This window comes from Burkholderia sp. RS01, assembly GCF_039748055.1.
Lineage (GTDB): Bacteria > Actinomycetota > Actinomycetes > Actinomycetales > Micrococcaceae > Arthrobacter.
Window position 1 is genome coordinate 58,697 of sequence record NZ_JBDLAK010000022.1, and the last position, 21,125, is coordinate 79,821.

The 21,125-nt window shown below is 67.5% G+C and carries 19 protein-coding genes; 7 read left to right on the plus strand and 12 right to left on the minus strand.

Annotated elements, in window-relative coordinates; all coding sequences use genetic code 11:
- The first annotated feature begins 44 nt into the window (after window positions 1-44).
- The gene (locus tag ABFP37_RS18265) at window positions 45-641 is read left to right on the plus strand and encodes a DM13 domain-containing protein (protein ID WP_347034412.1); all 597 of its coding nucleotides are present in this window, start codon (window positions 45-47) and stop codon (window positions 639-641) included.
- A 155-nt stretch (window positions 642-796) separates the two neighbouring features.
- Here the strand turns inward: ABFP37_RS18265 and ABFP37_RS18270 are convergent, their stop codons facing one another.
- From ABFP37_RS18270 to ABFP37_RS18280, 3 genes are all read right to left on the minus strand, one after another.
- A complete protein-coding gene (locus ABFP37_RS18270; RefSeq protein WP_347034413.1) occupies window positions 797-1,615 on the minus strand; it encodes an alpha/beta fold hydrolase in 819 nt (272 codons plus the stop codon).
- 22 nt (window positions 1,616-1,637) lie between these two features.
- Window positions 1,638-2,246: a hypothetical protein gene (locus ABFP37_RS18275; RefSeq protein ID WP_078029304.1), complete on the minus strand. Its 609-nt coding sequence runs from the start codon at window positions 2,244-2,246 to the stop codon at window positions 1,638-1,640.
- Between the two features lie 114 nt (window positions 2,247-2,360).
- The gene (locus ABFP37_RS18280) at window positions 2,361-3,260 is read right to left on the minus strand and encodes a diacylglycerol kinase family protein (protein WP_347034414.1); all 900 of its coding nucleotides are present in this window, start codon (window positions 3,258-3,260) and stop codon (window positions 2,361-2,363) included.
- Between the two features lie 114 nt (window positions 3,261-3,374).
- Here ABFP37_RS18280 and ABFP37_RS18285 point away from each other — a divergent pair, with 114 nt between their 5' ends.
- The 5 genes from ABFP37_RS18285 (at window position 3,375) to ABFP37_RS18305 (ending at window position 8,290) form a co-directional block, all read left to right on the plus strand.
- Complete coding sequence (locus ABFP37_RS18285; protein ID WP_347034415.1) at window positions 3,375-3,569, plus strand: hypothetical protein; 195 nt, start codon at window positions 3,375-3,377, stop codon at window positions 3,567-3,569.
- A gap of 73 nt (window positions 3,570-3,642) precedes the next feature.
- The gene (locus ABFP37_RS18290) at window positions 3,643-4,377 is read left to right on the plus strand and encodes a GntR family transcriptional regulator (RefSeq protein ID WP_347034416.1); all 735 of its coding nucleotides are present in this window, start codon (window positions 3,643-3,645) and stop codon (window positions 4,375-4,377) included.
- Window positions 4,378-4,721: 344 nt separating this feature from the next.
- On the plus strand, window positions 4,722-6,083 hold the full coding sequence (locus ABFP37_RS18295; protein ID WP_347034417.1) for an MFS transporter: 1,362 nt from the start codon (window positions 4,722-4,724) through the stop codon (window positions 6,081-6,083).
- On the plus strand, window positions 6,080-6,880 hold the full coding sequence (locus tag ABFP37_RS18300) for a putative hydro-lyase (RefSeq protein WP_347034418.1): 801 nt from the start codon (window positions 6,080-6,082) through the stop codon (window positions 6,878-6,880). The genes ABFP37_RS18295 and ABFP37_RS18300 overlap by 4 nt, the downstream gene beginning before the upstream one ends.
- Before the next feature lie 681 nt (window positions 6,881-7,561).
- Window positions 7,562-8,290 carry a hypothetical protein gene (locus ABFP37_RS18305; RefSeq protein WP_078029312.1) on the plus strand — a complete coding sequence of 243 codons (729 nt, stop codon included), beginning with the start codon at window positions 7,562-7,564 and terminating at the stop codon, window positions 8,288-8,290.
- 2 nt (window positions 8,291-8,292) lie between these two features.
- On the opposite strand, the gene ABFP37_RS18310 is transcribed toward ABFP37_RS18305, so the two are convergent.
- From ABFP37_RS18310 to ABFP37_RS18350, 9 genes are all read right to left on the minus strand, one after another.
- On the minus strand, window positions 8,293-9,243 hold the full coding sequence (locus ABFP37_RS18310; RefSeq protein WP_347034419.1) for a sugar kinase: 951 nt from the start codon (window positions 9,241-9,243) through the stop codon (window positions 8,293-8,295).
- A complete protein-coding gene (locus ABFP37_RS18315) occupies window positions 9,240-9,926 on the minus strand; it encodes a bifunctional 4-hydroxy-2-oxoglutarate aldolase/2-dehydro-3-deoxy-phosphogluconate aldolase (protein WP_347034420.1) in 687 nt (228 codons plus the stop codon). The genes ABFP37_RS18310 and ABFP37_RS18315 overlap by 4 nt, the downstream gene beginning before the upstream one ends.
- Before the next feature lie 9 nt (window positions 9,927-9,935).
- On the minus strand, window positions 9,936-11,327 hold the full coding sequence (locus tag ABFP37_RS18320; RefSeq protein ID WP_347034421.1) for an MFS transporter: 1,392 nt from the start codon (window positions 11,325-11,327) through the stop codon (window positions 9,936-9,938).
- Between the two features lie 99 nt (window positions 11,328-11,426).
- Window positions 11,427-12,479, minus strand: coding sequence for an NAD(P)-dependent alcohol dehydrogenase (locus ABFP37_RS18325; protein ID WP_078029315.1), 1,053 nt, complete (start codon window positions 12,477-12,479; stop codon window positions 11,427-11,429).
- Window positions 12,476-13,999, minus strand: coding sequence for a mannitol dehydrogenase family protein (locus ABFP37_RS18330; protein ID WP_347034422.1), 1,524 nt, complete (start codon window positions 13,997-13,999; stop codon window positions 12,476-12,478). The genes ABFP37_RS18325 and ABFP37_RS18330 overlap by 4 nt, the downstream gene beginning before the upstream one ends.
- Window positions 14,000-14,001: 2 nt before the next feature.
- Window positions 14,002-15,219 (minus strand): D-mannonate dehydratase ManD, encoded by a 1,218-nt coding sequence (gene manD, locus ABFP37_RS18335; protein ID WP_347034423.1) that lies wholly within the window; start codon window positions 15,217-15,219, stop codon window positions 14,002-14,004.
- Window positions 15,216-16,196, minus strand: coding sequence for a 2-hydroxyacid dehydrogenase (locus tag ABFP37_RS18340; protein ID WP_078029317.1), 981 nt, complete (start codon window positions 16,194-16,196; stop codon window positions 15,216-15,218). Before ABFP37_RS18340 ends, manD begins: the two co-directional genes overlap by 4 nt.
- A gap of 2 nt (window positions 16,197-16,198) precedes the next feature.
- A complete protein-coding gene (locus tag ABFP37_RS18345; protein WP_078029318.1) occupies window positions 16,199-17,188 on the minus strand; it encodes a LacI family DNA-binding transcriptional regulator in 990 nt (329 codons plus the stop codon).
- Window positions 17,189-17,818: 630 nt separating this feature from the next.
- Window positions 17,819-18,121, minus strand: coding sequence for a DUF4193 domain-containing protein (locus tag ABFP37_RS18350; protein ID WP_056626960.1), 303 nt, complete (start codon window positions 18,119-18,121; stop codon window positions 17,819-17,821).
- A gap of 236 nt (window positions 18,122-18,357) precedes the next feature.
- On the opposite strand from ABFP37_RS18350, the gene hrpB reads away from it, so the two are divergent.
- Window positions 18,358-21,021 carry an ATP-dependent helicase HrpB gene (hrpB, locus tag ABFP37_RS18355; protein ID WP_347034424.1) on the plus strand — a complete coding sequence of 888 codons (2,664 nt, stop codon included), beginning with the start codon at window positions 18,358-18,360 and terminating at the stop codon, window positions 21,019-21,021.
- Window positions 21,022-21,125 lie beyond the last annotated feature (104 nt).

Sequence of the window (21,125 nt, forward strand, 5' to 3'; positions counted from 1 at the left end):
GAAATATCAACACGTCTTGTCTTGGGAACCATGCGGGGTGCTGAATGTTCCCCGTGAAGGCCCGTGGCCGCAGGCGGTTGTGGCCCGTGGTGGTGGCTGGAGCGGCCGTACTCCTGCTGGCCATTGGGCTGGCGGTGTTCAAGCCGTGGCTTCTCTTCGTCGACGTGCGCGTGGATGAACAAATCCCTACCGTGGCTGCATCTCCCGAAAATGCGCAATCCCCGCCCTCCGCTTCATCGGGCGCTCCGTCGCCGCCCGCGACCGCCCCCACCCGGCAGGCGCCTGCCGGGTCGGTCCAAGTTGCCGTGGGTTCCTTGATCAGCCACGAACACACGACGTCGGGGACGGTTCGGATCCTGAGGCAGCCGAACAACGACCGCGTACTAACCCTGGAGAATCTGGACACGTCCAACGGGCCGGACGTGCACGTCTGGCTGAGTGCTGCGGACGTCGTGGAGGGAACGGGCGGTTGGTTTGTCGCCGGTGCCGCCGATCACTACGACCTCGGCGTCATCAAGGGAAACCAGGGCAATCAGGTCTACGCAATCCCCGCCGGGGTTGATCTGAAAAGGTACAAGTCCGTCGATCTGTGGTGCGTGCAATTCAGCGTCTCATTCGGAGCGGCCCAGCTGACCTTCTGAGTAACGTGCGGGACACGGCGCGGCATCCGAGCATGACTTTGTCCTGGTTGCGCCGGCCCTGTCCGTAGCCGGGTTCGCCCTGGTGAACGTCACTTAGCGGAGCAATCTGCTGTGCCCCGCGGCGACCCCGCAATTGGGGGCACTGTATTGGGGGACTAGGCCCACGCGTCCGGTCTCGCAGCGATGCGGTTCACGAAGTCCAGCACCGCCGGATGGGCGGGGTTGATGATATGTCCGCCAGCCACGAGCACCGTGCGGGTGAACGGCAGAGCCCCGGACAGCCGGGCGTTCACCAGCCGGCAGGCCGCGGGCGATTCCTCAGCGGAAACTATCAGCGTGGGCTGTCGGATCCCGGCCAGTTTGTCTTCGTCCAGCTCCAGGGCGTCCTCGCTGAGGTCCATGCCATGACCGTTGATCTCGGCGAGGACGGCGTACGCGGTGCCCGCCAGCATGTTCCTGAGATGCTCCGGCAGCGACTCCCCGGCCCCATCGCCAAGGGTCTCCCGGATTACAGCCTCCGCAACCAGCCCGTGCTGACCGGCCGAGTGCTCCAGCACCCTGAGGCGAAGGTTACGGGCCCAAGCATCGGCCTCCGGGTCGATGGTGAACAGGGCCGGCTCCAGAAGGACCAGCGCCTTGACTTTGTCCGGGAACCGGCGGGCGAGCTCGATGGCGATGAGGCCGCCCGTCCTGCGGCCGATCACTACGGCCGCGCCCGCGTGCAGGGCGGCCAGCACGCCTGCCGCGTCGTCGACGTGCTCGACCAGGTCCAGCGTGGCGAACGGCGCCGGGGGAGCGCTGCGGTGGAATCCCCGGCGGTCATAGATGATGCACCGGCCACGCCTGGCCAGTTCCTCGGCGGCATCCGCCCACATCGCGGCTGAACCGGGCGTCTCGTGCACGCCCAAAATAGGGATCCCCTCGCCGCGTTCCTCATAGTAGAGATCGACGCCGTTGACGCTTAGTCGGGACATATCCTCAGCGTAGGTTGCACCCTCATTCGGTGGAAGGGACGCCGTCTTCAGCGTCAAGCGCGGGCAGCAGCTGGCGGTTCCGAATGCGCGATTCGCCGAAATCGATCGTCACCGGTTGGATCTCCCAGGTGCGGCCGTGCCTGGTAATCGGACTCCCTACGGCAACGTGGGGCGTCCAATGCGGATACCGGAAGCCAAGAGCTCGCGAGCTGAGAATGAAGTCATCGACGTTGTCCACGAGCAACTCGGCCAGCAGCTCGTGCAGTGCCTGCACGAGTGAGACCTGGAAGTCCCGCACGCTCGTGGGCACGTCCACTTCGAGTCCGCACACATTGCCGCCGCCCAGGACGATCAGCTTTTCGGCCCGCCCCGAGAAGCCTTTCATTACCGGCAGCCGCTTCACCCACGAGGCCGTCATCCTGGCGGCTGCAACGGGACTCGTGATGCCTTTGGTCCACTCCGAGACGTCCTGGGCGAAGTCGTCCAGCACGCCGATGTGCAGTAGCGTCATATGCAGGCCGTGCTCCCGGCGCAGCGAGCGCACGTAGCTGCCCAGCCTCTCGTAGTCCGCAGCCCCGGACCCGACTCTCAGGACCGGTACCTCGACCGTGATGCGCGGGACCGTGTACATCCGGACTCCTTCGTGCCCTTGGTTCTTGTCTGGCTGACCGTTGACGTCCGATGCAATTATCCTCCCGGAGCGGGGGGCTCGTTGGGGAGCTCTACCTCCATTCCTTGCCGTCGTTTATCCGAGGGTAGCGAGCGCGCGGTGTGCGGATTCCACCACCACCGGCGTACCCGCCGCCAGCGTCTTCACTTCGCCGTCGAACTGCAGGGGAACGGATTCCGTCGTCCGGAAGCTGTAGCGGCTGACGCCGGGTTGGACGCCGAGCCCAATCGTCACGGCGCGAAGTGTCATGAGCGCCATCCGCCATCTACTGGCGTGAGGCAGCATGATGACCTCGAACAGCCCGTCGTCTGGGTCGCCGGTTTCACTGATTCTGCCGTACTTCGCCATGGCCGGGACATTGGCCAGGATGAGGCTGTCGAACACAGCGCGGGCGCCGTCATCACGGATGATTTCGAACGGCTGCAGCCGGGTCAGTGTGTGTACGACAGAGACGAGCTCCTTGAGAACCCCCTTGTTGCCCCGCTCAATTCCGATGGCCATCGCGGGAGTCAGCCCCAGGCCAATGTACGAGTGGGCGTAGTGCGTCCAGGCAGCCTTTCCCACCCCATGGGTCAGCCGCAGCAGATCGATTCGACTGACCCTGCCCCGGACGATTGCTTCGATCAGCGGAATCCGAGGGGTGCTGCGGTGGTGGTCGTTGGCGTTTCCGCTGGCCAGTACCGCGCAGACCGCGCGGCTTTCGGCGACGTCCATTACCCCGTTGACCACCTCGTTGTACCCGCCGTCACCGCTGACAGACACGATCAGGGGTCGGCCGGAGGCCGCCGCCGTCCGGGCGAGCTCACGCGCGTGGCCGGGGAACTCACTTGGCTCCAAACGAACGGGCATATCGGGTAGGCGGCGGCTCACTTCGGCGCGCAGCTGCTCGGCCAGTTGGGCAGGGTTCCGGCTGCTGACCGGATTAAAAATCAAGATGATCCGGTCAAACGGTACCGGGGACGATGAAGCGACCATGGAGTTATTCCTTCGACTAGCCGTCCCACATTGAACATCAACTTCTAGAGTGAGTTTATCGGGGACAACCCTGACTTCAGTTCTTCCAGGCCGGGGTGGTGGGAGGATTTGTGTATGAGCGAAAATGCAGGTACCGGCTCTGAGCAGCAAGCCCCTGCCGCCGCGGAAAAGCAGGCTCAAGGCCAAGCCAAGAGTGAACAGTCGGCGCCGCACACCGGCCAGATACGGACGGTGGGTCAGCGTCGCAGGGATTCTGAAGAAAAGCTTGAAAAACATCAGCAGGAAGCGCGGCGCAAACCCACGGACTAAGAGCCAGCCGACTCGGAGAACGTTCAACGATTCAGCAATAGGATTGTTGTGAAGCTCGTGTAAATTCGGAGGTATGGCCCCTGTGAACCCGAACGCCGAGAATTCCCGCTTCCACGAACCTGCGGCGGCCCCTCACGGCGGAGCGGTATCGCCGGGCGGAATGTCCAGGCTGCGCGTTGCGGTTCCCTCCGTGGCGACCCGCGTCGCGACTGAGCTGCGCCTCCAGATCGCGGAAGGCGCCCTCCTGCCGGGATCGAAGCTCAAGGAGGAGGCCCTGTCCGAAGAGCTCGGCGTCTCCCGCAATACTGTGCGTGAAGCGTTCGCCGAACTTGCCAGCGAGCGGCTCGTGGTCCGTCAGCCCAACCGCGGCGTCTTCGTTGCCAGCCTGGGTGTCAGCGACATACATGACGTCTACACCGTGCGGCGGGCCATCGAGGTCAGTGCCGTCCGCGGCGGCGGCAGTCCGGAAAGCATCGCATCCGTGCGGGCCGCCGTCGAGGAGGGCAAGCGCGCAGCCGCGGCGGGGGACAGCGAAGGCCTCGGCAGCGCCAACCAGCATTTTCACGGCGCCCTCGTCGCAATGGCGTCCAGTGAACGCCTCAACACCATCATGTCGCAGGTGCTCGCCGAGATGAGGCTCTTTTTCCACAAGGCGTCTGTCGACGGCGGCTTCTACCAGGATTATCTGCAGGACAACGAGGAAATCTGCAAAGCCCTCGAGACCGGCGACACCGAGCTGGCAGCCGAACGCCTGCTGTCGTATCTCGACCGGTCCGAAGAGCACCAGACTGCGGTGCACGCCTCCTAGCCGCAACCGCCTCCTAGCCGCAACTGCCTCCGAGCAGGAAACCCGGCCTGCGCCAGTCCGGCTCCTGTCACGCGTGACCCTCCCTGGTTCCTCCCTGCCCTCAACCACGGATTTTTTGTCGAACCTTGACGGTGTGACCTACGTCGCGTAAATTGTTCAACAAGAAAGAATTGTTGAACGATCTGACAATTCAACACACGCTAGGTTTCCGGCCACGCTGGCGGCAAGCCTCACACAAACTGCTTCTGTGCCCCACCTGTCATCGTCGCAGGCCTGGACACCACGGGCAGCAAGCATCATCCGTCGCAGCAGCCGATGAATTCCACACTCTTCATGGAGGAAACATGGCCAATCAACCCGTAATGGCCTCCGGGACCCAGGCACCCTTTGTAGGGCGCAAAGGCATGTACAAGGCATTCGCCGCCAGCCTGGCAGGCACGGCCCTTGAGTTCTACGACTTCGCCGTCTACTCTGCGGCAGCGGCGATCGTTTTCCCGCTCATCTTCTTCCCGGCCTCGGACCCGGTGACCGGCACTCTCCTCGCCTTCTCGACCTATGCCGTGGGATACATTTCCCGCCCGGTCGGCGGCATTATCTTCGGCCGGCTCGGGGATGAAATCGGCCGCAAGAAGATCCTGGTCTTCACCCTCATGCTGATTGGCGTCGCGACCTTCCTCATCGGTCTGCTGCCCACGTACGACAACATCGGCGTCATCGCACCGGCCATCCTGGTGTTCCTACGTTTCGCACAGGGCGTCGGCGTCGGCGGCGAATGGGGCGGCGCCGTGCTGCTCTCCAGCGAATTCGGTGACCCCAACCGCCGCGGCTTCTGGGCGTCCGCGGCGCAGATCGGCCCGCCGGCCGGCAACCTCATGGCCAATGGCGCGCTTGCCGTGCTGACGCTGGCCCTGTCGGAGGAACAATTCCTCGACTACGGCTGGAGAATTGCGTTCCTGATCTCCGCCCTGCTGGTCGCTTTCGGCCTCTGGATCCGCCTCAAACTCGAAGACACCCCCATCTTCAAAGCCATGGAGGCCAGGGGAGACAAACCCAAGGCCCCTATCAGGGAAGTCCTCACCACCCAGCGCCGTCCCCTGCTGGCCGCCATGCTCAGCCGGATTGGCCCGGACGTCACCTACGCACTGTGCACCGTCTTTACACTCACCTACGGCATCCAGGAGCTTGGCTTCGACCGCGGCCAGGTGCTCGTGGCCGTCCTCATCGGGTCGGCACTCCAGCTGGTCACGATGCCGCTCGCAGGCCACATCTCTGACCGCATCAACCGCCGGCTCGTGTACGGCATTGCCGCTGCGGCGGCCGCGGTGTGGGGGTTCCTGTTCTTCATCGTCCTCGAAGGACGTTCCCCGGCCATGCTGATCGTCGGCACGGTCCTGGGCCTGCTCTGCCACTCCTTCATGTACGGGCCGCAGGCAGCCTTCGTTGTTGAGCAGTTCTCCCCGCGGCTCCGGTCCACCGGCAGCTCGCTGGCCTACACCTTTGCCGGAATCATCGGCGGCGCCATCGCGCCCTTCATGTTCACGCTGCTGCAGAGCACTTTCCACAGCTGGGTCCCGGTGGCTGTATACCTCAGCGTCGCGTGCCTGCTGACCCTTGTGGGCCTGGCGCTCGGCCGGGACTCCAACGTCGCCGAGGACGAGGAGTACCTGCAGGCGCCAGTTGAACTGGCGGAAAGCGGCACGCGATGAACCAGTCGAACGCCGCTGTCGCGCCGGCCGAAGCGCGCCGCCAGTTCCGCGACGGCCTCGTGACGCCCACCTCCGGATGGAGCGACGGCTTCACCCAGGCGAACCTCATAGCAGTGCCCGCCGACTACGCCGACGAATTCATAGAGTTCTGCCGGCTCAATCCGAAGGCCTGCCCTGTCATCGACATCATCCCCGCGGGCAGCCACGAAAGTGCACTGGCGGCCGGCTCCGATATCCGCAGCGACATTCCGGCGTACCGACTGTGGAAGGACGGCGTCCTCGCCGACGAAGTCCCCAACGTTTCTGCGGTCTGGCGCGACGACATGGTGGCCGTGCTCATTGGCTGCAGCTTCACGTTCGAGGCCGCGCTTGCCAGCGAGGGCATCCCGCTGCGCCACACCGAAACCGGCCGCAACGTTCCCATGTACCGGACAAATGTGGAGTGCACTCCCGCTGGGCGCCTCCACGGGCCGATGGTCGTCTCCATGCGCCCAATGCCGGCCGAGATGGTCGAAACGGCCATCAGGGTCACTTCACAGGTGCCCATGGTCCATGGCGCACCCGTCCATGTCGGATCCCCCGAGGAACTGGGAATTGCCGACATCAACCGCCCCGACTTCGGAGATGCCGTGGAAATCCGGCCGGGGGAGGTGCCGGTGTTCTGGGCCTGCGGCGTGACACCGCAGAGCGCAGTGATGGCATCCCGGCCACCGTTCGCCATCAGCCATGCTCCGGGGCACATGTTCATCACTGATGTTCCTGAAAGCAGCTACCGGGAATCAGCGGGAGAGGAATAAGCATTGAAAAAGCGGATTCCGGCGGCCAAGAGGATGGCCCAAAGGATCGTCGGGCCGTCGGGGCCACGGCAACAAACCACCGGCACGCACTGCGAACTCTCGGGGATCTGGCAAGGCCCCGCGGGCGTGCAGATAGCACTACGGGAGGGCCAGCTCGTCCCGAGCGATTCGGGCCGGCCGTGCCTGTGGACATGCATCGGCCTCCTGGAGCCCAACGAAATTTGATTCCCGAATGCACGGCCGGGCAGTGGTAACCACTGCCTGGCCGTGCATTCTTATTCCGCCCCGTCCATCCCTTCCTGCATGAAGTGCGTGTACAGCCGCTCCTGATACCTGTAGTGCCCGGGGCTGCCTCGTCGCGACCGCGGACCGTCTGGCCTGCCACCGGAACACCATTGTCAACCGGCTGTCGGCGTCCGAGAACTACACCGGCCCGGATCTCCAGAAACCTCGCGACGCGGCGCTGGCACTGATCGCCGTCGGGCATTAGGACCCCCCAATTTGGGGAGCCACGGAGCGGGGGCACTCCAAGGAAACTCCAAGGTTTTTCCAAGGAGCCGGATCGAACATTGGCCCTGCGTTACCCCGACATCTCCAAAGCCACACGACGTCCCAGGTCTTCAGACACTTCCCTCTGCAACGGTTGCGACTAAGACCGGAACAAGACAGTGAGGATCTGCCATGAGCAATCTAAGGAAACTGGGTGCGATCGGAACCCTCGGGCTGCTGGTTTCCAGCTCCCTCATCTTCGGTTCCGCCAACGCGGCCGTGTCGGCGACCTGCCGCACCGGAACGGCCGCCCCTTCCAGCCCGCTGTCGGGCAGGCTGCTGACCGCCACCAACTTCGAGGGCAACTCGCTGTCCCCGTTCGTCACGACGACCTCGGGCAATGGAACGGCGGCTGTTGCCAGCCCGAAGGCGCACTCCGGGACGTGTTCGGCCAGGCTTCACGCCACGGCGGATGTTGGTTCCGTGGCAAACATGGGCATGGCGCTGCCCGCCCGGACCAAGAGGGCCGGCGCAGACGCCTGGATTAACATCGCGACGGCCGGGCTCCGCGGGAACAACGTGCCCTATGTCAGGTTCTTCTCCGGCGCCACCCGGGTCGCGGACGTGTTCCGGGACAACGCCACCGGGCAGCTGTGGCTGCGGGTCACGAATCCCGACGGTACGTTCACGTTCACCAGGCTGTCGACCAAGGGCATCCCGTTGAACACGTGGCACAGGGTCCAGATGCAGGTCAGGGCGAATGGTGCCAAATCCACCATCGAAGTCTGGTTCGACGGCGCATCCGTCTTCTCCAAGGCGGTGAGCATCGGTGCAACGAGCCTGAGCAGGGTCCAGTTTGGCGCCGAGCACCCCCGTCAGATGGGTGACAGCTACATCGACGACGTCGTGGTCAGGCGGTAGTCCTAGCGGGAGACGGGTTCCTTGGCGCCGAGCAGGTTGAGTTCGCCGCGGCGCGGGAAGCCTTCCCAGTCTCCGGGGACCAGGCAGGCGAAGGCCCCGGTTGCCGCTGCCGTCTGCAGCCTGTCCTCCGGACCCCGGCCTCCGATGAATTCGGCCAGGTAGCCGGCGACGAACGCGTCGCCGGCGCCAACGGTGTCCACCACGTCGACGGCGACCGCGCCCCGGCGGAACAACTGCCCGTCGATGATCGCCAGGGCCCCGTCCGCGCCGAGCTTGATGACCGCCTGGCCGGGCCCGAGCGCGGCTATCCGCCGGGCCAGCTCCTCCGGCGCGCCGGCACCCACCGCTATGGCGGCCTCGTCGTCGCCGGCGAACACGATGTCCGCCAACGGAATGATGTCACGGTAGACGCTTCCCGCACCTTCGCGCGACCACAGGTTCCCGCGGTAGTTGAGGTCGAAGGACACCGGCACGCCCGCCGCCCTGGCGGCGTCAATCGCGTACCTCAGGGTCGCTTCCGCCTGCGGCGACAGGGCTGGGGTGATGCCGCTGACGTGCAGCAGGCCGGCCCGGGTGATGAGTTGTTCGTCGACGTCCCCGGGCGCGATCCGGGACCCTGCGCTGCCTGCGCGGTAATAGCTGACGCGCTGGGTGGCCGGTGTCCTCCGTTCCTTGATCATCAGTCCGGTGGGGGCGGAAGGATCGACGGCGATGCGCACGTCTACGCCTTCGGCGCGGATTTCGCGTTCGACCAGCTGGCCGAGGCCGTCCGCCCCGACGCGGCCGCACCATACCGCCTGCACGCCGAGACGCTGGAGCCCGATGGCGACGTTGGATTCGGAGCCGCCGATACCGAGGCTCATGGTGGAGGCATGGGCGAGCGGGCCGACCTGGTCGGCGCGCATCAGCGCCATGGTCTCACCGAAGCTCAGTACGTAGGGCGCCGTGCTCACTTCTTGCCACCCATCTGGTCCGCCGTCCGGTCGATCAGCTCGCGGACGCGCCGCGCCCTGGACGTCAGCTCCTGCAGATCGCCGCCCTTGAAGGCGTCGCCAAGCAGCGGCCCGCCGAGGCTGACGGCCAGGGCGCCGGCCTTGATCCATCCGGGCACGTCGTCGATGTTGACGCCGCCGGAGGGAATCACCTCGATGTCCGGAAACGGGCCGCGGAGCTGTGAGACGTAGCCGGCGCCGACAGTGGAGGCGGGGAAGACCTTCACGGCCGTGGCACCCAGTTTCCACCCGGCGTGCAGCTCGGTGGGCGTCAGCCCGCCGGGGTAGACCGGCACGCCGCGGCTGACGCAGGCGGTGATGACGCCGGGATCCGTGACGGGGGTGACGATGTAGGCGGCGCCGAGGTCGAGGGCCGCCTCAGCCTCGGCTGCGTCGGTAACGGTCCCGACGCCGATCTCCAGGGCGTCCCCGAAGCGGTCCCGGAGGATGGGAAGTTCGTCCCAGACGCCCTGCGTGCTCAGCGTGAGTTCGATGCTGAGCACGCCGCCGCGCTGCAGCGCCTCGATCACGGGTGCGTAGTCCGAGGCGTGGCTTGCCCGCAGGACTGCCACTGCCCGGGTTTCGCGGAGGACGGCGGACGGGGCCGCCCGTGAAATTGTGCCGGGGTTAGCGAGGCGGGGCATGGGATTCCTTTACTTGGCCGTGCGGGTGGTGGCTAACTCGGCCGCCGCCTCGGGCGCCGCCAGAAGGCGGCTGTTCCGGTCGGCGTCGTTCGGGTCGGTCAGGTCGCGGTTGAGCGTTTCGGGCGAAAGCCGGGTGGCGATGAAGCTGACGAGCATCGTGAGGGACATGTAGATGGCAACCGGGACCCAGGAATTGCTGAAGAGGCCCAGCAGCCCCGCGCAGACCATCGGGGCGATGCCGCCGCCGATGATGGAGGAGAACTCGCGGCCCAGGGTGACGCCGGCGTAGCGGTAGCGGCTGCCGAAGATCTCCGGGAAGTAGCTCATGTGGACGCCCACGACGCCCTGGCAGGCCAGCATGAAGCCCACGATGATGACCAGCACGATGGCCACGGGAGAGCCGGTGGTCAGCAGCATGAAGGCCGGAGCCGGGAAAAGGACCAGCGCTGCGGTGATGAGCGAGACGACGCGCCGGCGCCCGATCTTGTCAGACAGGATTCCGAAGGAAACCGCCGCAACACCGCCGCAGAGGGCACCGATAAGCAGCACCGGCGGGATGAACTTCGGGTCGGTTCCCACCACGGTGATCAGGTACGACGCCATGAACACCTGGATGGTGTACGACTGGGTGCTGACGCCGAAGTTCATGAGGACAACGCGCAGGACGTTGGCCTTGCCGAATTTCGCGACTTCGCGCAGCGGGGCCGGGGGTTCGGTGCGGGCCTGCTTGATTTCTTCGAAGACCGGGGATTCGTCCAGCTTGCGCCGGATGATGAGCGCGGCGACGGTGACGAAGATGCTGGAGAGGAAGACCAGCCTCCAGCCCCACGTGAGCATGTCATTGGGGGCCAGTGACTGTGCGGCGATCCATACCAGGGCGCCGAGGGCGGTTCCCGCGGCGGCGCCGACCATGATCAGCGAGGCCAGCTTGCCGCGGGTTCCGGGAGTGGCGGATTCGGTCAGCAGCGTGGCGCCGCCGGACTGTTCGGCTCCGGCACCGAAGCCCTGGGCTGCGCGGCACACGCACAGCAGGAGCGGGGCGAGCAGGCCCACCTGGTCGAAGGTCGGCAGCAGGCCGATGGCAAGCGTTGCACCGCCCATCAGCAGGAGCGTGACAACCAGAATCCACTTCCGGCCGAGGCGGTCTCCGAAGTGGGAGAAGAAGATGCCGCCGAGGGGGCGGAACAGGAACCCGACCGCGAACGTGGTGAAGCTGGCGAGGAGAGCGGCGGTGGGCGAGATGTTCGGGAAGAACAGCTTGCTGAAGACCAGGGCCGAGGCGGTGCCGTAGATGACGAAGTCGTAGAGCTCCAGGGTGGTGCCGATGAGGCCCGCGACGGCGGCCTTCCGGACCTTGCTTTGATCCACTGCCCCGGGGGGAACGTGCGCTGCTGAGGTCATTTCCATACTCCTTTGAATGGATGTCCGTTGGTGATCAGGCCTGCCGGGATTCGGTTCTTGGTTTCGACAGGCTCAACCCAGCGGTCTGGTGCCGGTGAATTAGTAGGTGATGAGTACTTTGAGGTTGGTCGGGTCCGTCACGGGGGCTGTGAGCGCGGCCGCGGCGTTCTTGAGGGGGTAAGTGCCGGTGATGATGGACCGAAGGTCCACCGTCCCGGAGGAGGCGAGTTCGATCGCCGTCGGAAATGCGTTGGCGTAACGGAACGCGGTCACAAGGTCGATTTCGTAGCGCTGGAGGAACCCGAGCGGGATGCCGTCCACGGTGGGACGGGCCTGGCCGACGACTGTGGCGCGGGCTGCCGGGGCCAGCGTCCGGATGCCGTCGGCCAGGGCCTTCGTGTTGCCGGAGCATTCGATCAGCCGGTCTATCTCGGTGAGGTCCAACGGTGCGGATGCGGTGTTGATGGTGCGCGTTGCGCCGAACTTCGTGGCGACGGCGAGCCGGTCGTCATTCACGTCCGTCACCACGATCTCACGGGCGCCTTTGGCGGCGGCGACCCGGGAGACCAGCAGGCCGATAGGTCCGGCACCGGTGATCAGCACGCGCTGCCCTTTCTGGACCTGTGCACGTTCGACGGCCCAGACGGCGACGGCGAGCGGTTCGATCGCGGCCCCGATTTCCGCCGGGATCGTGTCCGGGAGTGCGTGGACGGCCCGTTCCGGCACCACGACGTGCCGGGCAAAGAGGCCGTCCGTGGGCGGGGAGCCGAAGCAGGTTCCGGCCGGGCAGAGGTTGTACCGGCCCGAGAGGCAGGTGGTGCAGTGGCCGCAGGGGAGGGCCGGTTCAATGACGACGGCGGTGCCGGCGGCGACCCTGGCCTGCGAACCGGCGGCGATGACTACGCCGGCGCCTTCGTGTCCCAGGACGGTGGGCTGGCGGAGCACGTTGGTGCCGTTGCGCCCGTCGGCGTAGTAGTGCATGTCCGAACCGCAGATGCCGCCGGAGCGCATCTCGACCAGGAGGTCGTTCGGGCCAAGGGCCGCCAGCGGCCGGTGTTCGATGCGGAGATCGCCGGCGCCGTGGAGCACTGCTGCCTCGGTGCCGGAGGGAAGCCCGGCAGTGTGCGTTGCGGGAATGGTTTGGGTGGTCATGGTGTGCTCCGGGTTGTGGCGGTACTCAGGGCGGAGCGGGCGCTGGCTTCTGCGATCGCGGCCAGCGGGCCCGCGGAACGGATGATGTCGATGAATTCGCCGGTGCGGTCGATGAACTCGGCGCGTTCGGCCAGTTCCTCGCCGAGCAGGTGGTGGTCGCCGAGGACCTTGCCGGCCAGCTCCCGGCCGGAGCGGGCTCCTGCGGCGAGGCCGGACAGAAGGCCCCGGGCGGGATCTTCCATTGCTTCGGCCTGCGGGCCGGGGCGGAACCCTGCGAGCGGGGCGATGCATGACAGGTACGCGGCGGTGGTGAGGGCCAGCAGCTGGGGCATCCGGCCGTCGTCGAGCATCTGCAGTGCCGGCAGCGGGATCCGCTGGCGCAGTTTCACCGAGCCGTCTGAGCCCACCTGGCTGGTGCGGTGGCCCAGCGCGGTGTTCCGCCAGCGGGAGAAGAGCTGTTCCTCGTAGGCGGTGACGTCCACTCCGGCCGGAACCGAAACGCTGGGCAGGTACTCGTTCCTGAGAACCGAGCGTGCGGCCAGTTCAATATGGGTGTGGGAGACGGATTCGGGGACGGTGACCGCGCCCGACAGGGCACCGAGATAGGCGATGAGGGAATGGGTGCCGTTGAGCAGGCGGACCTTAAGCTGCTCGTAGCCGGCTACCTCATCGGAGAACACGGCGCCGCCCGACTCCCAGGCGGGGCGTCCAGCGATGAAGTTGTCCTCGACGATCCACATGGTGAACGGTTCGGCCGGCACCGGGATGCGGTCCGTGTAGCCGCGCCGGTCGGTGACCAGCCTGCGGTAATGATCGGTGGTGGCGGGCACAATCCGGTCCACCATGGAGGACGGAAAGCTGGTGCGCGTGTCGATGAAGGCCAGGGTTTCGGCGGCTTCGGCCGACGGCAGCCGGGAGGCAAAGTCGCGGACCAGCCGCTGCGTGTGGTGGCCGTTGTCCGCCAGGTTGTCGCAGCTGAGGATGGTCACCGGCTCGGCGTGGGTGCGGGACCGGTGCTGCAGGCCGCGGACGATCTGTCCGATCGGCGTCCGCGGTGCGGCGGGGTGCAGCAGATCGTGCTGGATTGCCGGGTCCAAGGCGTTCAACGAACCGGTGGCCGGCGTGTAGTTGTAGCCGTTCTCCGTGACCGTGAGGGACACGATGCGGGTGGCGGCGTTGCCGATGGCCTTGATGACCCGGTCCGGGTTGCCGGCCGCAGTGAAGGCGTCCGTGTGGACCCGGGGGACGGAGAACTTTGACCCTTCGGGCGAGATTTCGACGACAGTGTAGAGCATGTCCTGGGCGTGCATGGCGTCCGGGATGGCCGAGGACCGGCTGGCGACCCCGATGATGCCCCAGTCCCCGCCGTGGGCGGTGACGGCGGCGTCGGTGTAGACGGCCTGGTGGGCGCGGTGGAAGTTGCCGAGGCCCAGGTGCACGATCCCGGCAGCCGGGGCGGCCGGCCGCCGCAGGATTCCGGGCGTCTTCGATGACAGCGGGGGAATGCCGGAGGTACCCACGGTCACCAATCCTTCATGGAGCCGTCGAGCTCCCGGGCGATGGGCAGGTACGCCTGCTTGTACGGAAAGCGGGCGGCTGCCTGCTCGTCCACCTGGACGCCGAGGCCGGGCTCGTCACCGGGGTGGAGGTAGCCGTCCTCGAAGCGGAAGCTGGAGCGGAAGACCTCGGACACGAGCGGGTCATAGCCCATGTATTCCTGGATGGCGAAGTTGCTGGTGGCCAGGCCGAGGTGCAGCGAGGCGGACAGGTTGATCGGGGAGACGTCGGAGGGCCCGTGCGGGGCGCCCTTGATCTGGTAGACCTCAGCGAGGGCGAGGATCTTGCGGACGTGGGAGATGCCCCCGGCGTGGACGACGGCGGTCCGGATGAAGTCGATGAGCCGTTCGGTGATGAGCTGCTCGCAGTCCCAGACGGTGTTGAAGACTTCGCCGATGGCCAGCGGAATGGTGGTCTGCTGGCGCAGGGTGCGCAGCAGCCTCTGGTTCTCGGCCGGCGTGACGTCCTCAAGCCAGAACAGGTCCACGTCCTCGAGGGACCTGGCCAGACGGGCGGCTTCGGTGGGGTTGAGCCGGTGGTGGACGTCGTGGAGCAGCTTCAGTTCCGGGCCCACGTGCTCACGCACCGCGGAGAGGATCTTGGGGGCGTGACGCAGGTAGGCCGAGGTGTCCCAGTCTTCTTCGACCGGTCCGGCGCCGCGGCCGGCTGGTTCGTAGCTGGCGGCTCCCCTGGTGACGCCGTAGACCTTGTCCAGGCCCGGAACGCCGGACTGGGCGCGGACTGCCCGGAATCCCTGTTCGCGGCGCTGTTCCACGGAGTCGAGGAGCTCGGGAAGGTCCCAGCCGGTGGCGTGGGTGTAGGTGAGGATCTTGTCGCGGGCCGCGCCGCCGAGGAGCTGGTAGACGGGGACGCCCAGGGCCTTGCCCTTGATGTCCCAGAGTGCCAGGTCAATGGCGCCGATGGCGGCCATGGTCACCGGCCCGCGGCGCCAGTACGCGCCCCGGTAGAAGTACTGCCAGGTGTCTTCGATCCGGTCCGCGTCCCTGCCCAGCAGTGCCGGGGCGAGGTGGTCGCAGAGATAGCTGGCGACGGAGAGCTCGCGGCCGTTCAGGGTGGCGTCGCCCCAGCCGACGATGCCGTCGTCGGTCGTTATTTTCAGGGTGACGAAGTTGCGGCTGGGGCTGGTGATGAGGACGTCGACGTCGACGATTTTTCGGGTCATCGGGAGATCACTACATTCTTCAGGGGCTGGTTCGCGGACAGGCGGGTAATGTTTTCGGCGATTTCGCGGGCGCGGCCGCGGAAGGTCTCGGCCGTGACGCCGGAGGAGTGCGGGGTCATGATGATGTTGTCGAGCCGGCCGAACGGCTTGGCGGCGGGTTCGCCGCGCCCGTCGGTGCCGGGGTACTGGTACCAGACGTCGACGGCGGCGCCGGCAATCCGCCGGTCCTTCAAAGCCTCGTAGAGTGCGATTTCGTCGACCACGGGTCCGCGGGCGACGTTGACGAGCTGCCCGTGGGGGCCGAGTTCGTCCAGTTCGGCGGCGCCGATTAAGGACGTGGTGCCGGCGTCAAGGGGGATGCTGACCACGAGCACGTCGGATTCGCTGAGGGCTTCGCGAAGACGGTCTGTGGTGCCGGACCAGCGGAGTGCGTGGTCCCCGGGGTTGACCGAGCCGCTGCGGGTGATCGCGATGCCTTCGGCGCCGAAGGCCTGAAGGAGTCTCCAGGCGGCGCTGCCGATGTGGCCGAACCCGAGGAACGTCACCACCGCTCCGCGCAGTGTCTCCGGCTGGGGGATCTCCGTGGAGTAGACCGACGAGGCCCAGAGTCCGGTGCGGAGGGCGGCGTCCTGGCCCAGGAGGTTGCGTCGGAGCGCCACCAGCACGGTGGCGATGTGTTCGGCGATGGAGCCCTCGTGGTGGAAGGTGTTGGCGCAGACCGCCCCGGCGGGCAGGGCGGCGGCGTCGATGCCGTCGTAGCCCGCACCGGCGACGTGCACGAGGCGAAGGTTCCGCGCCTCTGCGCCCATGGCGGCGGTGAACTTTGGCCCGACGTAGACGTCGGCGTCCTTGAGGTCGGTCAGCACCGAGTGCTCGTTCCAGCTGTCGTGCCAGGACGTGACGGTGCCGTTCGGGAGCTCTTCCTCGAACACTGCCCGCTGGGGCATCAGGTTGGGGTCTGCGATGACGATTCTCATGGTTACTTTCCCTGGAGGGTGTGGTCGGCGGTGCGCGCCGCGAAGGTGGAGCCGCGCACGATGAGCTGTGAATTGAGGTGGACAGCCTCGGTGGCCGTCGGTTTGCCGGCGATCTGTTCGAGGAGGAGTTCAAGGGCGAGGGAACCGCTGCGGCTGATGGGAACCCGCACGGACGTGAGCCCGGGTTCGGCGGCGGCGGCAATGTCGAGGTCGTCGATGCCCACCACGCTGATGTCTTCCGGGCAGTGGTAGCCGAGCGTCCGGGCGCCGGCGAGCATGCCGATTGCCACGAGATCGTTGTAGGCGATGACGGCGGTGGCGCCGCTGGCGACGACCGATGCGGCGGCGGCCAGGCCGCCGTCGACCGTTGCGTTCTGGTTGCCCACGGTGACCAGTTCAATGCCCCACTCGTCACAGAGGCGCGTGATGGCGGAAACGCGCTGGCCGTTGGCCCATGACGATGCCGGTCCGGGGATGTAGGCGAGCTTGCGGTGGCCGAGCGCGTGGAGGTGTTCCACGGCCTGGCGGAGGCCTTCGCCGGCCTCCATCAGGACGCGTGCGGCGTGGTCGGCCTCGCCGTTGATGACCACGAGCGGTGCGCTGCCCGCGAGGTTGTGGATCTGGTCCGAGGGGAGACGCGGCGAGCACAGGATGATGCCGTCCACCCCGGTGGCGAAGGCTGCGAGGTGGTCCCGTTCGCGGGCGGAGGATTCGGCGGTGTCGGCCAGCACCATCCGGTGGCGGCCGTGCCAGGCCTGGTCCTGGATGGCCTTGATGAGGGCGGCGAAGACCGCGTTGGAGATGTCCGGCACGACGACGCCGAAAGTCCGGCTGCCCGTGAGTCCCGGCACTTCGTAGCCGAGCTGGACAGCAGCGTCCATCACCTTCTGGCGGGTTTCTGCCGCCAGCCGGCCGGGGTCTCCGAACGCCCGTGACGCCGTGGCGAGCGAGACGCCCGCCAGCTTTGCGACGTCGGTGAGTTTGGCCGCCATTGGTCCTCCAGTTGCCTCGTTGAAACCCTTGCCCCTCCAGTATGGAAAGAGTTGTACAAGTTTGTCAAGGTTTTTCCATGACGTGGCTCACAGGGTCGTCGAGGTCGGCGGGCGCGTCTGTAGGACGGCAGTAGGGGAGTTGGTGGGCGCAGATCGCTGGCCCTGTGCGAGGGCATCCTGCGGCGGGGTTGGCCGCGCCTCTCTCGTGGCGACGCGGGCTCAGTTGTGGCTCCATCGCGCGGCGCCGCAGGGACTGCAGATCTGGTCGGCGACGGGCTCGCGCGCTGGCTGCATGGCAGCGTCGCGGCCTCGCGGTGCTAGTTCAATAGCTTTCAGGAGGAGGCCGTACAGGCCTTCGACTCCACAAATTATGGCTACCGGCCCGGTATTTGGCGGGTAGCTCGTTGGCCGGGAGCGCCCTGCCGGTTCTATTGCTGGCCGGCGGGGCGGGCGCGGTATTCGGGGGTTGCTGGAGCGGCGGTCTGCGGTCTGCGGCCTACCGCCGGCGGTCCAGGCGGCGGCAGGCAGGTGCCAGCGCAGCACTTGTTCCGGGCCGCCTTCCCAGGGGAGGCGGCCCCGCAAAACTACCCTGCGGTGCGGCTGGAAATTCGCAGCCGCGCCAGCGGGAGCCTAGCCTTCACATTCGATGCAGTAAGCGTGCCCGTTCTTTTCGCGGGCGATCTGTGACCGGTGCCGGACCAGGAAACATGAGTAACAGGTGAACTCGTCCTCCGCCTGGGGGACCACCTGGACCACGAGTTCCTCGGCCACAAATTCACCACCGGGAACGATGGAGTCGTCCATCGCATCTGCTTCATCCAGCTCACGGACCACGCTGCGGGCATCAGGGGCGTTTGCGGACTGCAGCGCCTCCAGGGAGTTGTCCTGGGATTCCTTGACGTCGGAACGTACTTCGTCGTAATCGGTTGCCACTTAGGTGCTTCTCTTTTCTGGCGTTCTACTCTGACGGATATGCAACCTACACCATTGCGCCGATATTCCCTTGTCATGAAGACCAGTGGGTGTCACGAAGACCAGCGGGCGTGGTTGGACAGCTTACCTCAGGCAAGCTATGGCTTCTCACAGGAACGGCCGGAGCGCCGGGCACCCGGCCCAAGGCTTACCGTCCTGAGGACAATGCGCCCAAGGATTATAGGCACAATGGACGGGTGACTTCACCGGCTAGGCCTCCTGCACCCGTTCCTCCCCACGGGCCCTTCGATTTGGGCGCCATCGAAACGGGGCTGGTTTTCGCGGATTCGCTGGGGCTGCTTGCAGAAGCGCTGCGCGCGCAGGGCGCCGGCGGAACGGCCGTGGTGCAGGCGCCCCCGGGCACGGGCAAGACCACCCTGGTCCCGCCCCTTCTCGCAAATATCGCCGCCAGCGCCGCACGGAAGAACGGCCCGCGGATCGTCGTGACCCAGCCGCGCCGAGTGGCCGCGCGTTCCGCGGCGCGGCGGCTTGCCACCCTGGACGGCAGCCGGCTGGGAGACCGCGTGGGGTACACGGTCCGCGGTGAACGCCAGGCCGGCTCCAGCACGGTGGTCGAGTTCGTCACCCCCGGCATCCTGCTGCAGCGTCTGCTCTCGGACCCCGGCCTGGAGGCCGTGGACGCCGTCATCCTCGACGAGGTTCACGAACGCGGGCTGGAGACAGACCTGCTGATCGGCATGCTCGCCGAGGTCCGCCAGCTGCGCGGCGACCTCACGCTGGTGGCCATGTCCGCCACGCTGGACGCGCCGCGGTTCGCGGCCCTGATCGGCGATGCTCCGGCGGGGGAGAACGACGGCGGCGGCCCGGCTCCCGTCGTCGACTGCCCCTCCGCGCTGTACCCCCTGGAAACCCGCTGGGCGCCACCGCCGGTGCCGAGACTGGACCCGCGGGGCGTGACCCGCGCGTTCCTTGACCATGTGGCCGACACCGCCGCGGCCGCGCACTCCGAAGCGCTGGCACGCGACCTGAACGTTGACGCCCTGGTGTTCCTCCCCGGCGCCCGGGAGGTCTCCCACGTCGCGGGCCGCCTGCGCGGCCGGGTTGGAACGGGCACCGAGGTGCTGGAGCTACACGGACAGGTCAGCCCGGAGGCGCAGGACCGCGCCGTCTCAGGGCGGGACGCGGGCGGCCCGCCGCGGATCATCGTTTCCACGGGACTCGCCGAATCCTCCCTCACGGTTCCGGGAGTCCGGCTGGTCATCGATGCAGGGCTTGCCCGCGAGCCGCGCAGGGACTCCGCGCGCGGCATGTCCGGCCTGGTGACAGTGTCCTGCTCCCGCGCGTCCGCCGATCAGCGCGCCGGACGCGCCGCACGGCAGGGCCCCGGGCAGGTGGTCCGCTGCTACGACCAGAAGACGTTCGGAGCCGCGCCGGCCCACAGGACACCGGAGATCTCCGTGGCCGACCTGACGGGTGCGGCCCTTGTCCTTGCCTGTTGGGGAGCACCCGGCGGGCGGGGACTGGCCCTGCCCGACGCCCCGCCGCGGGCGGCGATGGACGAGGCCGTTGAAGTGCTGCGCGAGCTCGGCGCGGTGGAACCGGACGGGCACGCCACGTGCCTCGGCAAAACCCTGGCCAGGATTCCCGCGGACCCCCGGCTGGCCCGCGCCCTGCTGGACGGTGCCGCCGCCGTGGGCCACCGGACGGCGGCGGAGGCGGTCGCCCTGGTTGCCGGGGACCAGCGCGCCCCCGGCGCCGACCTGACGCGGCTGCTGAGCACCCTTCGGACGGGGGCCGACCCGGCGGCGCGGCGCTGGGCGGAGGATGTCCGGCGCATGGAATCGATCGCGCGCAAGGAAGCCGCCGGCGTCGCGCCTTCCCAACCTGCTGTCCCGGTGACCGGCGCAGCGGCCGTCGGGTTCGTCGTCGCCCTCGCGTTTCCGGACCGTGTGGCGCGCCGCGTGCCGGGGCAGGGGCCGGAGCGCTACCTGCTGTCCTCCGGCACCAGGGCCGGGCTCCCGGCCGGCAGCCCGCTGACCGGGCACGAGTGGCTGGCCGTCGCGGAGGTGTCGCGCGCCGAAGGACGCGACGCGGCCGGGACCGGCGCCGTCATCCGCTCCGCGGCGCCGCTGACGGCGGACACGGCAGAGGCCGCTGCCCGGCACCTCATGGAGGAAACGGTGGAAGCGGGGTTCAACCAGGGCCGCGTGACCGCCCGACGGGAACGCCGGCTGGGAGCGATCGCGCTGTCATCCACGCCGGTCAGGCCGTCCATGGAGGAGGGGCGGGCGGCGGTGGCCCGCGCGCTGAAGAAGGAAGGGCTCGGCACCATCGGATGGTCGACGGCGGCAGACGGCTTGCGCCGCCGGCTCGCCCTGCTGCACCGGGAACTGGGGGAACCCTGGCCGGACGTTTCCGACCAGGCGCTGCTGGGGCGGCTGGACGAATGGCTGGCGCCGGAGCTGGAGGCCTTGGCCGGCGGGGCCGCCACGAACGGCATCGACCTGGCAGATCCTCTCCGCAGGCTGCTGCCGTGGCCAGACGCCGCCCGCCTGGGCGAGCTGGCTCCGGAGTGGCTCGAGGTGCCCAGCGGTTCCCGGGTGCGCATCGACTATCCGGACGCAGCCGACGACGGCGGCCGGCCGGTGGTGGCGGTCAAGCTGCAGGAATGCTTCGGCTGGGCAGCGACGCCGCGGCTGGCGGGGGAGAGGGTGCCGGTGCTGTTCCACCTGCTGTCGCCGGCCAGGCGGCCCCTAGCGGTCACCGACGACCTCGCCTCGTTTTGGTCCGGACCCTACGCGCAGGTCCGTGCCGAGATGCGCGGACGCTATCCCAAGCACCCCTGGCCGGAGGACCCGTGGACGGCACCGGCGACGGCAAGGACCAAACGCAGGATGTGACCCGGCTCCGGTCCAGGGGCCGGCCATTGGCGGCTGTCATTGTGGGGGCCCGCCCGCGGGCATACGCTGGGAGATATACGAGCGGTGGACGCTGCTGCCGCTTT

Bases quoted from the DNA above. Each gene is read 5' to 3' on its own strand.
- ABFP37_RS18305 (WP_078029312.1), top strand. From the start codon at position 7,562: ATGAGCAATCTAAGGAAACTGGGTGCGATCGGAACCCTCGGGCTGCTG.
- ABFP37_RS18315 (WP_347034420.1), bottom strand. From the start codon at position 9,926: ATGCCCCGCCTCGCTAACCCCGGCACAATTTCACGGGCGGCCCCGTCC.
- ABFP37_RS18325 (WP_078029315.1), bottom strand. From the start codon at position 12,479: ATGACCACCCAAACCATTCCCGCAACGCACACTGCCGGGCTTCCCTCC.
- ABFP37_RS18290 (WP_347034416.1), top strand. From the start codon at position 3,643: ATGGCCCCTGTGAACCCGAACGCCGAGAATTCCCGCTTCCACGAACCT.
- ABFP37_RS18270 (WP_347034413.1), bottom strand. From the start codon at position 1,615: ATGTCCCGACTAAGCGTCAACGGCGTCGATCTCTACTATGAGGAACGC.
- ABFP37_RS18340 (WP_078029317.1), bottom strand. From the start codon at position 16,196: ATGAGAATCGTCATCGCAGACCCCAACCTGATGCCCCAGCGGGCAGTG.
- ABFP37_RS18345 (WP_078029318.1), bottom strand. From the start codon at position 17,188: ATGGCGGCCAAACTCACCGACGTCGCAAAGCTGGCGGGCGTCTCGCTC.
- ABFP37_RS18285 (WP_347034415.1), top strand. From the start codon at position 3,375: ATGAGCGAAAATGCAGGTACCGGCTCTGAGCAGCAAGCCCCTGCCGCC.
- ABFP37_RS18265 (WP_347034412.1), top strand. From the start codon at position 45: ATGTTCCCCGTGAAGGCCCGTGGCCGCAGGCGGTTGTGGCCCGTGGTG.
- ABFP37_RS18280 (WP_347034414.1), bottom strand. From the start codon at position 3,260: ATGGTCGCTTCATCGTCCCCGGTACCGTTTGACCGGATCATCTTGATT.
- ABFP37_RS18295 (WP_347034417.1), top strand. From the start codon at position 4,722: ATGGCCAATCAACCCGTAATGGCCTCCGGGACCCAGGCACCCTTTGTA.
- ABFP37_RS18320 (WP_347034421.1), bottom strand. From the start codon at position 11,327: ATGACCTCAGCAGCGCACGTTCCCCCCGGGGCAGTGGATCAAAGCAAG.
- manD (WP_347034423.1), bottom strand. From the start codon at position 15,219: ATGACCCGAAAAATCGTCGACGTCGACGTCCTCATCACCAGCCCCAGC.
- ABFP37_RS18275 (WP_078029304.1), bottom strand. From the start codon at position 2,246: ATGTACACGGTCCCGCGCATCACGGTCGAGGTACCGGTCCTGAGAGTC.
- ABFP37_RS18300 (WP_347034418.1), top strand. From the start codon at position 6,080: ATGAACCAGTCGAACGCCGCTGTCGCGCCGGCCGAAGCGCGCCGCCAG.